Source organism: Acinetobacter sp. YH12112 (assembly GCF_013418945.1).
Lineage (GTDB): Bacteria > Pseudomonadota > Gammaproteobacteria > Pseudomonadales > Moraxellaceae > Acinetobacter > Acinetobacter indicus.
Map to the genome: position 1 here is coordinate 93238 of NZ_VPBA01000007.1, position 14582 is coordinate 107819.

Sequence of the window (14582 nt, forward strand, 5' to 3'; positions counted from 1 at the left end):
TTGATGTGCATTTTTATACACATCCTTTTTCTTAGTTAAAACCAGATACCCAACCATCCGCACAGCTCACGGTCCGATGGTTGGCTGGGATTTTTTACATTTAATCAGGTTAAATTTTAAAACAATGATTCCATTTACAAGAACGGTGGTCGCCGCCGGGTGTCTGTCATGTATCAGCATGTCCAGCTGGGCCAATGATGCATCGTCTTCCTCTATTGATGTGTCTGGTCAGCTGACCGCAGTATCTAAATATGTGTCGCGCGGTCTGACCAATGCACCAGAAAATGAAGACCTGGCTTTGCAGGCCTCTTTAACCCTGGGTTACGGAAATTTTTATGCTGCTTATTGGGGCAGTACACTGGGTTATTCATACCGCGATTTACAACAAGGCCGGCAATACAGCACCGATAAAATGGAACATGATTTTATTGTCGGGCATGTGTCAGATTTTAAAGGCCTCACTTGGGATCTGTGGAATGCGACCTATTATTATCCGGGTGGGGACAGCACCACCTCCAATGAACTGGGCCTGCGTGTCAGTAAAAACCTGAATGAGCAAGCTACACTAACCTTCGGCGTGTCGACCTATTTATATGATGTGGTGTATATGAATCAGGGTGATACCTATGTCAGCCTGAACTATGCCCATCAGCTCAGCGACAAATTAACTGGAAATCTGGCCGTTGCCGGTTCCTATTTTAATGACTCCGGCAAATATGAAGGCCAGGAATTTTTAGATACCCAGACCGATACTGCTTTTCGTTTTGCCTCGGTCGGGCTGGATTATGCAGTTGCGCCGAATGTGAATGTCTTTTCCGACTTCATTCTGGGTGGCTATGACCGCAGTAAAATCAAACAGAAAAATCAGGCGGTTTGGGGCCTAAGATATAGCTTCTAATCTAGTCCCCAAGCATCAACCCTTTAATTGAGCGTGGAAGAGGGCTGTTCCGGCCGAATGCGAATGCTTAAACCCTGAGGAAGGTTCAGGCTTAAATCCATCTGGTAGTGATGATGTTGGAGCAGCGCTTTCACCAAAGCCAGCCCTAAACCATGACCCTGTTGCTGGGCAGATTTACGCCAGAAGCGCCGGGTCATCTGGGTCAGTTCAGCGCCAGTCAGCCCCTGACCATCATCTTGTACCAGCAGTTGCTGATTATGCATGGTAATTGCAATTCGGCTTAAACCTTGGGCATGTAGCAGGGCATTTTCCAGCAGATTTTTCAGAATCGTCTGCAAGCTCAGCGGTGGTAGTTGCAGGGTCTGCAGACTTTCCCAATCGACCTGTAATACACAATTTAAATGCGGATAAACCGGACTTAATTCCTCCATCACTTGCCTCAAAACCGGCGCGACTTCGGTGGTTTCCGAATCTGTGGCGGCTTGCGCTGCTTCATGATCGGTCTGGCTCAGTAATAACAATTGTTCCAGCAACTGCTGATAGCGCCAGATACTGCTTTCCGCCTGTTTCAGGTTTTCAATCAGCTTGCTGGCCTGCGCCGGATTCTGCTCGACCATCATCCGGCTGAGTTGTACATGGGTTTTAATTGCAGTTAAAGGACTACGCAGTTCATGCGCGGCATAGGCGGTAAACAGTTTTTCATTTTCCAGACTATGGTGCAGGTTCTGAATCAGCTGATTGGAATTATCGACAAAAGGCTGGACTTCTTTGGGAATTTTACGCGCATCTAGATGTTGCAGATAATGCGCCGCATCTGACAGCGAATGCTGTTTATCTGCCAGTTGCTGGGCCATATCATCTAAAGGGCGGAATTCTTTACGCAGAATATGAATCACCAGCGCCATACAGATCAGTAGCGATAACACCAGCGGAATCAGCACCGATTGCAGAATCTGTTGCAATAACGACGCTCTAAGCACCAGCCGTTCTGCGGCCACCACCTGAATGTCGCCTTTACGCAGCACATAACTGCGCCATTCCACACCATTTTCCTGCCAGGTGCTAAAACCCGGTTGCTGTCCGGTCAGCTGCACCGGCGCACCGCGGGTACGAGCCACCACATACGGTCCCAAGGTAATATCCGAACTAAACACCGACACCTCACAGGCAATCAGGTTTTGCGCATGATACTGTTCGGCCACCTGTTTTAAGGAATCGGGATTAATTTCCTGGAGCGGCAAATGCTGAATCAGCCGCGCCACCATTTGTGCAGAGGCAAACAGGCGCTGATCCAGCGTATCTTGCAGCCGCTGCTGCAAATCATAATATAGCCAGCAAAACACCAGACTCCACAGGCTAAGAAACACCATCATAAACATGCTGACCAGCCGCCATTTTAAACTGTAGTTCTGCATGTTCAGCTCTCGGTTTCCGGCACTTTAAACATATAACCAACACCACGAATGGTCTGAATCAGCTGCGGCTCTAGTTTCTGACGTAAATGATAAATATGCACATTTAGCGCATTGCTCTCGATACTGTCCTGATAGCCATACAGTTTATCGAGCAGCTGTTCATTTTTTAAAATCTGGTTGGGATGGCTCATCAGGGTTTCCAGCAGGCTGTATTCACGCCGTGACAGAGTCACCGGCTGCTGCTGGAACGTGACTTCCTGGGTATCGCGGTTCAGCTGTAAATCACCCAGTTGCAACAAGTTGGAAGAAAAACCTCGATTACGCCGTGCCAGCGCATGAATACGGGCAATCAGCTCGTCCAGTTCAAAGGGTTTGGTCAGGTAGTCATCGGCCCCCAGATTTAAGGCTTCTACACATTGCCGGGTTTGATGCCGGGCGGTTAAAACCAGTACCGGCAGATGAATTTCATCCTGGCGCCACTGCTGCAGCAGTTCCAGACCGTCCTGATCAGGCAGGCCCAAATCCAGCAGGCACAGGTCGACCGCACTTTGCCGGATAAAATAATCAGCAGCGCGTGCAGTGGCCACATGCTCGACTGAAATATTTAAATAGTCCAGCGCTGAACAGATACTTTGGGCAATATAAGGATCATCTTCGACCAGAACCACAAACATAGTTACTCTCCACCTGAAATCCTATTTTATAAATAATGAGCTATGTTAATGTTCTCTTAATTTAATCTTTTTAATAATGAATCGGGTTTTCTACAGAAAAATGGACGTCATGATTACGCGTGTAAGTGCTTTGCTTGTGGTTCTTTGTGCATTCTGGCCAGTTTGGTCACAGGCGCAGGAGTTCTTGCCACCCGATCAAGCGTTTCAGTTTCAGGCGCGTTCTATTAGCGATGATCAGGCGGAACTGCGCTGGACCATCGCCGAGGATTATTATTTATATCATGATCAGCTACAGGTGCGTAGCGATGCTGGTGCGCTAAAATTACAGCTGCCGGTCCCGGAAGATAAGAACGATCCGACCTTTGGCCAGACCAAGGTGCATTATCATCAGGTCAAGACTACAATTAAGGTCGCGCCAAACCAGCAATTTAAAATTCAGTGGCAGGGCTGTGCCGAAAGCGGTTTATGTTATCCGGTGCAACGCGCCACCATTCAGACCGATGCGCAAGGCTTGTTGCCCCAGTCAGATGCACCTTCAAGCGAACGGCGTTTATTAAGCGCTGCCAAACCGGTCGCGCTGGATGCACCGGCTAAAATTGAAGCAGCACCAAGTAAGCCTGAAAAAACAGCACTGACAACTGCGCCAATTACAGCTGAAGAAGTAGTCATTGAAGATGAAGCGATTGCAGCAGTAGAGAATACAAAGCCAACAAAACTCACCGACGCTGTCGCTGCTTCAGAAATTTCAGTCGTAGCATCCAATCCGGTGCCGGCCAGTGAAATCGCAGGCGAGACGCAAACGGCAGCAGCCGCGTCATTACAATCTGAATGGAACAATGACCAGTATTTTTTCAATTTACTCTCGGAACATCATTTATTTTTTAATCTGCTGATTTTTTTAGGTTTTGGTATTTTACTGGCCTTTTTACCTTGTTCTTTGCCACTGATTCCAATTCTATCCGGTATTCTGGTACAACGTCATCGCGGTTATCGTGCTGCGTTGATTGCGCTGGCTTTTGTACTGGGTATGGCCGCAGTGTATGCGGTGATGGGACTGGCGGTTGCACAACTGGGCTATAGTTTCCAGCGCTGGTTCCAAAGCCCGATCTTTATTGGCATCTTTGCGGTGCTGTTTATTTTATTTGCCTTGAACCTGTTTGGGGTGTATCAGCTGTCCTTACCACAGGGTTTATTGCAACGACTGGACCGATGGCAGCAAAAACAGCAGGGCGGTACGCTGGTGGGTGCTGCGTTAATGGGGATGATTTCCGCGCTGATTGTAGGTCCGTGTATGAGCGCGCCTTTGGCCGGTGCTTTGCTGTTCGTATCGCAACTGGATCAGCCAGTACTTGGCGCGACCTATCTGTTTGTACTGGGTCTGGGCCTCGGGATTCCTTTATTTATTGCCGCTGTATTTGGCGCCAAATATTTACCGAAACCGGGTTTGTGGATGAACCGGTTGAAATTCAGTTTCGGCTTTTTAATGCTGGCGCTGGCGGTTTATTTCGCCCGCCCATTGCTGCCGACCGTGGCCTATTTCCTGTTGATGGGTATTATTTTTCTGGCGCTGGCGATTTACTGCTTCGATTTAATCCGCAGACATCTGCAAGGGAAAATTTCGCGTGTTGGCGTTATTGTGCTGGCGCTGGCCATGACCGCTATTGGTATTTGGCATATTCAACATGGCCTTCAGCAGATGGGTGCAGTCCATGCCCAACAAACACTCAGCTGGCAAAAGGTGCATACCCAGCAGGAACTGGCACAGCTGCTACAGCAAAACAGTGGACGCAGTATCGTGATTGATGTCTATGCCGACTGGTGTGTGGCCTGTCAACCGGTAGAAAATGAAGTCCTGCCCCGTACCGATGTACAGGCCGCCTTGCAGGATGTGGTACGGATTAAACTGGATTTAACCGAGTATCATCCATCTCAAGATGAATTACTGCGTGACTGGCAGATTCTTGGTCCACCGACCATGATTTTCCTGGACAGTCAGCAGCAGGAACAGCGTACTTTACGTTTAACTGGTACCTTTAGCGCGACCCAACTTATTCAGCGCTTACAGCAACTTCAGCAGGCAAAAACACCATGATGGTTTCTGCAACGGCGCTGCATATAGGCCCACTGATGTTGCCGTGGCAGATTGTGCTGCTGCTCACCGGATTAGTGCTGGTGTATGGGACAGGGCGATATTTCAGACAGAAACAGCAATGGCCTGAACCTAGCTGGCGCATCTTTAGTGACAGCTTGTGGACGTCATTCTGGGTGGGATTAATTGCCGCACGACTGGTTTTTGTGCTGATGCATGCCGATCATTATCTGGCGACACCACTGGATATAATCAAGATTCAGGACAAAGGCTTTCATTTTTATGGTGGATTGATTGCCGGCATTGGGTGGTTTTTATGGAAAAACCGGGCATTGGCCAATCTGCCTAAAGCGATATTGATCGCGCTATTTGTTGCGATCCAGCTTTGTCTGAACTGGGGTATTCAATCAGTCTTGCCACAGCAGAATCAGTATCCTGACCTGCAATTTCAAAATTTACAGCAGCAACAGGTGCCGCTACAGCACTGGGTTGGCAAACCGACCGTCATCAACCTGTGGGCCAGCTGGTGTCCGCCGTGTCACCGGGAAATGCCGGTTTTACATCAGGCCCAGCAGGATTATCCGGACATTCATTTTGTAATGCTGAATCAGGGCGAAACGACTGACACCGTACAGGATTATCTGCGTCAGCATGGTTTTAATTTCCAGCATGTCCTGTTTGATCCTCAAGGTGACATGGCCACCCAGATGAATATGTATGGCTTGCCAAGCACCTTGTTCTTTAATGCGCAAGGACAGCTCGTGCATCGGCATATGGGAGAACTGACCCAGCCGATGCTGCGTCGCTATATCAATGATCTTTCTGCTCCATCTTCAAAATAACAGGAAATTCTCATGAAAATGATTTATCCCGCTGCGTTGTTCCTGCTGCTGTTAAATACGACAGCATTTGCCCAGACTGATCTGAAAAAACAGATTGAGCAGGAAGGCTTTAAATTTATCAAACAGATTGAAGCGCCAGAAAAAATGACCGGATGGGCCGGGCATATGCAGCAAAGTCCGGCAACCGTGTTTATTTCCAATGACCAGAAATATTACATTATTGGCGATTTGCACAATGCCAAGGGTGAGAACCTGACCATCAAAGCGCTTGAAACCCATGTCAAAGACGCCGTGCTGGATGATGTCTGGAAAAGTCTGGAAAACTCCACCTGGATTCAGGACGGACAAAAAGATGCGCCGCGGATTGTATATGTATTTTCAGACCCGAATTGTCCGTATTGCCATACCTTCTGGCAAAAGGCACGTCCGTGGGTGAAGGCGGGGAAGGTACAGCTTAGACATATTCAGGTGGCAGTCATTCGTGATGAGAGTCGCGGGCAAGTGGCAACCATGCTGATGGCTAAAAATCCACAGCAGGTGTTTACCAGTTACAATGCCAACAAAGGGCAAAACAAGTTAAAAATTACCAAAAATATCCCTGCTGATATTGCTGCAAAAATAGATGCCAACCAGGAACTAATGGCTAAATATGGTTTCTTTGCCACGCCGTCAATGGTGTGGAAAAACCAGCAAGGCGAGTTTAAGTCCGCCCAAGGGATGACGGAGGATTTAAGAGAGATTTTTGAAAAGTAAAAGGTTCATGAACAATGGCAGATGTTGTTTAAGTTAGCGCTTGGGGTGTAAAAAATCTTCCCCTTGTGGAATGCTGTTCCTCACCTCTTTAATAAAGAGGGGTTAGGGGAGATTAGATATAAAAAAGACCGTCGCTAAGGGCAGTTTTTGATCATAACTTGCTAATAATGACAATTGTCGCTATTATGTACTTAATACAGCCGCCACGCTTAGTTCTTCTTTTGAAGTCCGCGCAACCTTGGCGGTTTTTTTATGCCTCGATTTTAGTGAATTATGTTAAAACCTTATAATAAAAAGCCTTTATCATATGCTGAGCAAGTGCATCATCTACAGTCTAAAGGATTGAGTATTCATAATGTTGCTTGGGCTGAAGGAATATTGGCAAAATATGGTTATTATCGCTTAAGTGCATATTGGTATCCTTACCGAATAAGGTCAGGAAATAATGTCTTAGATCGATTCAAGCCGGGCACTTCGTTTGAAAAAATTGTGCAATTATATGAATTTGATACTGAATTACGATTACAAATATTTGGTGCTATAGAAATTATAGAAACGTTTTACGAACGAAATTAACGTACTATCTCGGTCATCAATATGGTGCATTTGGTATATACAGCGCACAAAATTTTTATCCCAAATTTAACCATAGAAAATTTTTAGAAACATGCAACAAAGAAGTTGAACGCTCTAAAGATACGTTCATCCAGCATTTTCAACAAAATTATGATGGTTTTCCTCAAATCCCAATCTGGATGTTGACAGAAGTTTTAAGTTTTGGTTCATTGTCATTTTTATATAGTGGTTTAATAAATAATAAGGCAAACAATAAAGAAGATAAGAAAGCTATCGCACAGCATTTTTCTTTGCATCATGAAAAATTAGCTGAATGGTTGCATATATTGACCTATGTGAGAAATATTTGTGCCCATCATGGAAGGTTATGGAATAAAGAATTAGCAATTAAATCTAAAGCTGACAAAGATCCAAATTGGCAATCACCGATTACACCGACGAATAAACGTATCTTCTATGTACTCTTAATCTTAAAAACCTTGCTAAGACCGACAGGATTTGATTCAGAGTGATGCTATCAATTGAATAAACTCTTAAAACCTATTGTGAAAGATGAAAATTGGCGTGTTGCGATGGGTTTTCCTGATAATTGGGAAGAACATCCTATTTGGAGCTTATGAAATATGGTAAAAAAATACCAGAATTTTTAGAAGGTCGTAGCCCTGATCGTCAAAATCGCATTTTGGAAAATACAAAAATAATCTTAAAAGATTGTGTTATGGATGAGGTTTATTTGTTACAACTAGCAAAAAAGCGAAAAGTGAAGAAACTATCAGGATAACTTTAGATGACTTAAGAGTTCGAGTTCACAAAAACCGCACTTAAAAGTTTGATAAGCTGAAACCGCGTATCGCTTAGTCTATCAAGTCATTGACGCCAAAATTGTGGTGCTTGTCTTAGACGTTGACCGCCGTGACACCATTTATAAAAAGATGTAAAAAAGACCGCTATATTGCGGTCTTTTTAGTATTTAGACTTTTATAATTTCACCAACTCCACCCGACGGTTTTTCGCCTTACCATCTTCAGTCGCATTATCTGCAACAGGCTGAGTATCCCCAAAACCTTTGGCTGTCAGACGATTTGTATCAATGCCTGCTTTGGTTAGAGCAGTCACCACAGCTTGCGCACGTTGCTCAGACAATTTTAAATTATGCGCCGCATCGCCTGTATTATCAGTATGTCCGTAAATGCCAAGTTTTAAATCATCGTTATCTTTCAGTAAAGCAATAATCTGATCTATTTGTTCTCGTGAGTCTGGCAAAATATCGGCTTGATCTGTGGCAAAGTTAATTTGCACACTCACTTTACTGTCCTGATCCAGACTTTGTTTCAGTGCACTCGACGTCAGTGCTTTGGCAGTGATATTTAAGGGCTGACTTTCCGCTACCATTAAACCCATATAGTGACCAGATTGCGCCAAATGGAACCAAATATTTTTATCCGCTTGTCGAATCACATACGTTTGCGCAGGGTAATTATAAATATCAGCCAAACCTGAACCATGTTGCACCCGAATGGCATCAGGCAGACTGTTGGCAAGCTCTTTGGGGATTTGACTATTGGCAACTTCTACACCGCCAAGCTGTTTAATTACCGCATCAAGATTACGCTGTATTTCTAAATAACTGCCTTCTTTATAATCTGATTTAGCGGTAATACCCGAACTAAACAGTTTTCCTTCAACCCAGTGAAAGTCATGTCCTGTCCAAAACGGCACACGTTCAAACTTTCGATTTTCATCATTCTGATAGCGATAACCCTGTGGTAACTCAATATAAGGAAACTTGCCAAGCACTGCGGTCGAAATGGGGATGTTATTCAGATCAAAATCTGAGCTGGCTTTGGCAGTTTCATTTGAATCCGATGTGATTTCAGAAGTACTGACTTCAGTTTCAGCCTGATCAGAAGCCGGTTTGGTACAGCCATACATAAGTGCCAGTACACAACTTAAACTTAGCCCCAAAATTGTTTTTTGAAAAGTCATCAGATATTTCCTTATTTTACTGATCTCAATATTCTGCTTATATTTTAAACAGTATAGCTGAGCCGGTTTAAATTTTCATTTCTTATAGAAGCTGAAAGTCGCAAAGTCGTTTCTCAAGGAAATTGGGCTACAGAAGAACACTGCATCTATTCGTTTAATAGGAAGGTAAATCACTGATCATTTACAAGCTAAACCCCTTGATTTTTCCTCATCTTCAACTGAGCCAAATTCATGTTGATGCTTTTATAGACATTTTTATATAAGCGTCGTTTGACCTAAACAGACCAGATCCAAATATTTAGGCGAGCCAATTTTTTATTCCATCAAGAAGCTCATTTTCTTCAACAAAATGTGAAGATATTTAGCTACAATAAAAATTATAAATAATTGTTTTTATTAAAATTAAAAAAATCTATTTTGATTCTAAATCTAGCTTTTTGGCCTTTTTCCAGCAAGAAAAATTGGACTCGATTGATGACTCATAGGGCAGTCTATTTTTCTATATTTTCGCCTTAAATAACGCTATTCAAATCAAAACATGAATTTAATTCACTATTAACTTAGATTAAATCATTTTTATTCATCTTAGGGTTCACGTATAACTAAAACCAGAAAGACAATCAGATTTTTATTTTTAGATATTTAAAGCGGTGGAACAGATGAGTCAACAGTTTGCATGTTCAATTAAACGTATTCGTTTTGATGAAAACTATCAACCAGCGGACAGTACCCGTTTAACAACCAACTTTGCCAATCTGGCGCGTGGCGAAAGCCGTGAACAGAACCTGCGTAACACGCTGCGCATGATCAATAACCGTTTTAATGCCTTGGCACATTGGGATAATCCGAAGGGTGACCGTTATTCACTGGAAATTGATATTGTGTCTGCAGATCTTGATGTCGAAGGCAATGGTAACGCCTTTCCAGCCATTGAAATGCTGAAATCGACGATTGTTGATCATCGTACCAATCAGCGTATTGAAGGCATGATCGGAAACAGTTTTTCATCGTATGTACGTGATTATGACTTTAGCGTGCTTTTATTGTCCCAAGGCCATAAAGCCGGGGAAATGCCTGACAACTTTGGTGATTTGCACGGCAAGCTGTATCAGTACGTGGTGAATTCCGAGGCGTTCCAGTCACAGTTTAATAAACAGCCGGTGATCTGCCTGAGCGTATCGACCACCAAAACCTATTATCGTACCGCCAATATTCATCCGGTGTTAGGGGTTGAATATCAGCAAAATGAATACTCAAGAACAGATCATTATTTCGCAAAAATGGGTTTAACTGTTCGCTATTTTAAACCGGAAAATAGTGCTGCACCTTTGGCGTTCTATTTTAGCGGTGATTTATTGGCGGATTATACCGATCTTGAATTAATCAGCGCGATTAGCACCATGGAAAGCTTCCAGAAGATTTATCGTCCTGAAATTTATAATGCCAACTCGACTGCAGGTCAGGTCTATCAACCTAGTCTTGAGTACCCGGATTATTCCTTAACGCAAATTGTCTATGACCGTGTCGAGCGTAGCCAGCTGGCCGTAAAACAGGGCAAATGGACAGAAGAACACTTTATTAAACCGTATCAGCACATTCTGGAACAGTGGGCTGCCAGCTACGCCGTAGCAACCAACGCTGCTTAATTCAACGTATAGAGATAGAAGATTAAAGATGAGCATTTTACTCCCAACCTCAACCGCAGGCAGCTTACCGAAACCATCCTGGCTGGCAGAACCGGAAAAACTCTGGTCGCCATGGAAACTTGAAGGCGATGCACTGCGTGAAGCCAAACAGGATGCCTTGAGCCTGTCACTGCATGAACAGTTACTGGCCGGAATTGATATTGTCAGCGATGGTGAGCAGACCCGTCAGCATTTTGTCACCACCTTTATTGAACATCTCGAAGGTGTGGATTTTGAAAAACGGGAAACGGTGCGTATTCGTAACCGTTATGATGCCAGCGTACCTTCGGTGATCGGTGAGGTGGCCCGGAAACAGCCGGTGTTTGTGGAAGATGCCAAGTTTTTACGCAGCCAGACCACTCAGCCAATTAAATGGGCTTTGCCGGGTCCAATGACCATGATTGATACCCTGTACGATGGTCATTACAAAAGCCGTGAAAAACTGGCTTGGGAATTTGCCAAAATCCTGAATCAGGAGGCAAGGGAACTCGAAGCTGCTGGAGTTGATATTATCCAGTTTGATGAACCTGCTTTTAACGTGTTCTTTGATGAGGTCAATGACTGGGGCGTGGCCACGCTGGAACGCGCACTGGAAGGTCTGAAATGCGAAACCGCCGTGCATATCTGTTATGGCTATGGCATTAAAGCCAATACCGACTGGAAAAAAACCTTAGGCTCCGAGTGGCGTCAATATGAAGCCGTGTTCCCGAAACTGCAACAATCCAAAATTGATATTGTATCGCTGGAATGCCAAAACTCGCGGGTACCGATGGACCTGATTGAGCTAATCCGCGGTAAAAAAGTCATGGTTGGCGCTATTGATGTGGCCACCAGCCAGATTGAAACCGCAGATGAAGTGGCCAATACCCTGCGTAAAGCTTTGCAATTTGTTGATGCCGACAAGCTTTATCCATCGACCAACTGTGGTATGACGCCGTTATCGCGTCAGGTGGCGCAAGGCAAACTTCGTGCTTTAAGTGCCGGCGCCGCTATTGTGCGTCAAGAACTGAGTGCTTAACGCGCAGGCACATCATGTGGCAGAGCTGATGGGAATGGATGGAAAACACCTGATCCGGCCCATCCGCTTAACAACCATTTCAAGCATAACCCAAGAACATGAAGGAATCCGGTGATGATTGAAGCAGCAGACTTTAGAAATGCCATGTCTTTGCTCAGCAGCGCGGTCAATGTGGTGACCACGGCAGGGGCATCCGGTGTGCATGGATTTACCGCATCTGCCGTGTGTAGTGTAACCGATACACCACCGACCTTATTGGTTTGCATGAATCAGACCTCACGCTCACACGCCCATTTTATTGAAAATAAAGTCTTGAGCGTGAATGTGCTAGGCGCGCAGCATCAACAAATCTCCAATGTCTTTGCCTCCAAAATGAATTCTGAAGAGCGCTTTCAATATGGAACCTGGACCGAACTGGAAACCGGCGCACCGGTGTTAGCAGATGCTTTGACCAGTTTTGATTGCGAGATTGAGCAGATTCAGCAGGTGGGTACGCATAGTATTTTTATGTGCCGTGTGGTGGCCATTCAGCACAGTCAACAAGAACATGGTCTGGTGTATTTTAATCGTGCCTATCATCAGGTTGGTGAGCTGGAACCTGCTTAAGGCGCCTTGTTTTTAATTTCAAATTATTCAGAAAGTATTTTGTGGAAATTATCATTTTTTTAATCATCGGGGCATGCGCAGGCTTTGCCGCTGGGCTGTTTGGGGTCGGTGGCGGAACAATCATTGTACCACTGTTATATATCGTGTTTATGCAGATGGGTTATAGTCCGGATGTGATTATGCATTTGGCTTTAGGTACATCGCTAGCAACTATTGTGGTCACCTCTATCAGTTCATTGATGGCGCACCATAAGAACGAGGCAGTGCTGTGGCCAGTCTTTAGACATCTAGCTCCGCCTATGGCCATTGGATGCTTTTTTGGTGCAGGGATTGCCGGTTTAATTTCGGGCTTACATTTGCAGATTGTGGTAGGAATCTTTCTGATCTGGGTAGCGTATACAATGTTCATAGGTAGCAAAAAGCCGGTAGAGCAGGGGAAAACCTTACCCTCAACCGGTCAACAAATCGCTGCAGGCTCAGGAATTGGTTTTGCTTCAGCCATATTTGGGATTGGCGGTGGCAGCTTGACCGTACCGTATCTGAACCGTTATGGCGTGGTCATGCAACAAGCTGTAGGCACATCTGCGGCCTGTGGTTTACCCATTGCAGTTGCTGGCGCTTTAGGCTTTATGATTTTTGGGATGCATGCGCAGGTCAATGTGCCCAATACTATTGGCTTTGTTCATATTTATGCTTTTCTTGGTATTAGCATTATGAGTTTCTTTACTGCCAAACTTGGGGCGAAAACAGCACATGCATTATCGCCACAAATCCTGAAAAAATGTTTCGCCGTGTTATTGGTGATTGTGGGCTGTTTCTTTCTGGTTAAGGGTTTGGGTTAAGCTGAAGGCAATTGGAAGATAACGAATACGCTCATAATAGTGGTTTGATTATAGAGCGTATGCTTCTCAGCAGATTCATGATCTAAATAATTATCTTTAGAAGGAGCTTCCTGTTCAATTTGGATTACTTAATTTACTTAGAAGAAGTCGGTTACCTCAATTAAAAATAGATCAATAAATATTAATTTTTTTCATTTCAAAGCAGTGTTCATTGTCTGTTTTATGAAATTTTTCCTGTGAAGTTTCAAGCCAGGAAAGTACTCAATAAAATTTTTAAATAATAATTTTACATCATTAATAATAATGATTATCATTTGCAACAAAATTAACAATTGCAATCTAGGGAATGAAAATGCGGCGATCTCAATTTAATCTTTGTCTTCTCACAATCGCTATTTCTATGCATCTTTATGCAAAAGAGAGTAGCCCAGCAGCTGCACCAGAAAAACCGGATATCACTCAACTTTCAACAATGGTGATGACCGCCACACGTACACCTAAAACAATCGCCGAGATCGCAGGGACAGTACAAACCATTCATGGCGAAGCAATTGTTCAACAAGCTGGCGCAGGTCGAAAAGTCGCGGATATTTTAGCGCAGCTTGTACCATCTTTAGCACCTAGTAGTGGAACTACAAGTAATTATGGTCAGACCATGCGTGGACGTAATGTACTGGTCATGATTGATGGAGTTTCACAGACAGGTTCACGGGATGTTGCTCGTCAACTGAATAGTATTAGTCCAAATATGATTGACCATATTGAGGTGGTTTCCGGCGCATCCAGTATTTATGGTTCAGGTGCTACGGGTGGCATTATTAATATTATTACCAAACGCGCAGATAAATCTGAACCCGTAAGTTTTCAAACCAAGCTGGGCATCACATCAGCCGATAATTTCCGCCGTGACGGTTTAACTTACCAAGTAGGTCAAACTGCCTCATTTAGTAATGATCAAGTGGATGGATTTTTAGGCCTAGATTATACGCGCCGAGGTTCTCAATTTGATGGTCGAGGAGAGCGTATTTCATTAAGTCCTTGGCAGGGTAGCACAATGGATACCGATACCCTGGCAGAGTAAAACTTGAAGTGCGACATAAACCACCTAATTAATTTAAAGGGTTTATGGAGTATATAAAATTGTCATACCATCATCTTAGCTTTGAAGATCGTACTGCATTAATGCTTGAGTCAAGAA

The 14582-nt window shown here is 44.2% G+C and carries 14 protein-coding genes and 1 pseudogene; 12 read left to right on the plus strand and 3 right to left on the minus strand.

Annotated features, from left to right (window positions below):
* Window positions 1–124 precede the first annotated feature (124 nt).
* Entirely contained in the window at window positions 125–898 is a 774-nt protein-coding gene (locus FTU50_RS04280; protein ID WP_152342388.1) for a hypothetical protein, read from the plus strand.
* Window positions 899–921: 23 nt separating this feature from the next.
* Here the strand turns inward: FTU50_RS04280 and FTU50_RS04285 are convergent, their stop codons facing one another.
* Window positions 922–2313 carry an ATP-binding protein gene (locus FTU50_RS04285; RefSeq protein WP_180054451.1) on the minus strand — a complete coding sequence of 464 codons (1392 nt, stop codon included), beginning with the start codon at window positions 2311–2313 and terminating at the stop codon, window positions 922–924.
* 2 nt (window positions 2314–2315) lie between these two features.
* Window positions 2316–2987 carry a response regulator transcription factor gene (locus FTU50_RS04290; RefSeq protein ID WP_016658141.1) on the minus strand — a complete coding sequence of 224 codons (672 nt, stop codon included), beginning with the start codon at window positions 2985–2987 and terminating at the stop codon, window positions 2316–2318.
* Window positions 2988–3096: 109 nt separating this feature from the next.
* Here FTU50_RS04290 and dsbD point away from each other — a divergent pair, with 109 nt between their 5' ends.
* The 6 genes from dsbD to FTU50_RS04315 all read left to right on the plus strand — a co-directional run bounded on the left by dsbD (window position 3097) and on the right by FTU50_RS04315 (window position 8028).
* Window positions 3097–5079, plus strand: a complete 1983-nt coding sequence (dsbD, locus tag FTU50_RS04295; protein WP_180054453.1) for a protein-disulfide reductase DsbD — start codon at window positions 3097–3099, stop codon at window positions 5077–5079.
* A complete protein-coding gene (locus tag FTU50_RS04300) occupies window positions 5076–5918 on the plus strand; it encodes a TlpA disulfide reductase family protein (RefSeq protein ID WP_180045802.1) in 843 nt (280 codons plus the stop codon). The genes dsbD and FTU50_RS04300 overlap by 4 nt, the downstream gene beginning before the upstream one ends.
* A 12-nt stretch (window positions 5919–5930) precedes the next feature.
* The gene (gene dsbG / locus FTU50_RS04305; protein WP_075175219.1) at window positions 5931–6671 is read left to right on the plus strand and encodes a thiol:disulfide interchange protein DsbG; all 741 of its coding nucleotides are present in this window, start codon (window positions 5931–5933) and stop codon (window positions 6669–6671) included.
* A gap of 273 nt (window positions 6672–6944) precedes the next feature.
* Entirely contained in the window at window positions 6945–7247 is a 303-nt protein-coding gene (locus tag FTU50_RS15500; RefSeq protein WP_252726282.1) for an Abi family protein, read from the plus strand.
* Between the two features lie 35 nt (window positions 7248–7282).
* The gene (locus FTU50_RS15505; RefSeq protein WP_373685467.1) at window positions 7283–7759 is read left to right on the plus strand and encodes an Abi family protein; all 477 of its coding nucleotides are present in this window, start codon (window positions 7283–7285) and stop codon (window positions 7757–7759) included.
* A gap of 104 nt (window positions 7760–7863) precedes the next feature.
* On the plus strand, window positions 7864–8028 hold the full coding sequence (locus FTU50_RS04315) for a hypothetical protein (protein ID WP_180054455.1): 165 nt from the start codon (window positions 7864–7866) through the stop codon (window positions 8026–8028).
* A 197-nt stretch (window positions 8029–8225) separates the two neighbouring features.
* Here FTU50_RS04315 and FTU50_RS04320 read toward each other — a convergent pair whose 3' ends face one another.
* On the minus strand, window positions 8226–9233 hold the full coding sequence (locus FTU50_RS04320) for an OmpA family protein (protein WP_180054457.1): 1008 nt from the start codon (window positions 9231–9233) through the stop codon (window positions 8226–8228).
* 659 nt (window positions 9234–9892) lie between these two features.
* On the opposite strand from FTU50_RS04320, the gene FTU50_RS04325 reads away from it, so the two are divergent.
* From FTU50_RS04325 to FTU50_RS04345, 5 genes and pseudogenes are all read left to right on the plus strand, one after another.
* Window positions 9893–10879, plus strand: a complete 987-nt coding sequence (locus FTU50_RS04325; protein WP_016658148.1) for a DUF1852 domain-containing protein — start codon at window positions 9893–9895, stop codon at window positions 10877–10879.
* Between the two features lie 28 nt (window positions 10880–10907).
* Window positions 10908–11936: a methionine synthase gene (locus tag FTU50_RS04330; RefSeq protein WP_180054459.1), complete on the plus strand. Its 1029-nt coding sequence runs from the start codon at window positions 10908–10910 to the stop codon at window positions 11934–11936.
* A gap of 114 nt (window positions 11937–12050) precedes the next feature.
* Window positions 12051–12542 (plus strand): flavin reductase, encoded by a 492-nt coding sequence (locus tag FTU50_RS04335; protein WP_180054461.1) that lies wholly within the window; start codon window positions 12051–12053, stop codon window positions 12540–12542.
* Between the two features lie 41 nt (window positions 12543–12583).
* Window positions 12584–13384 carry a sulfite exporter TauE/SafE family protein gene (locus FTU50_RS04340; protein ID WP_180054463.1) on the plus strand — a complete coding sequence of 267 codons (801 nt, stop codon included), beginning with the start codon at window positions 12584–12586 and terminating at the stop codon, window positions 13382–13384.
* Window positions 13385–13736: 352 nt separating this feature from the next.
* Window positions 13737–14456 (plus strand): annotated as a pseudogene (locus FTU50_RS04345) (TonB-dependent receptor plug domain-containing protein); the annotation flags it as partial.
* Between the last annotated feature and the right edge of the window lie 126 nt (window positions 14457–14582).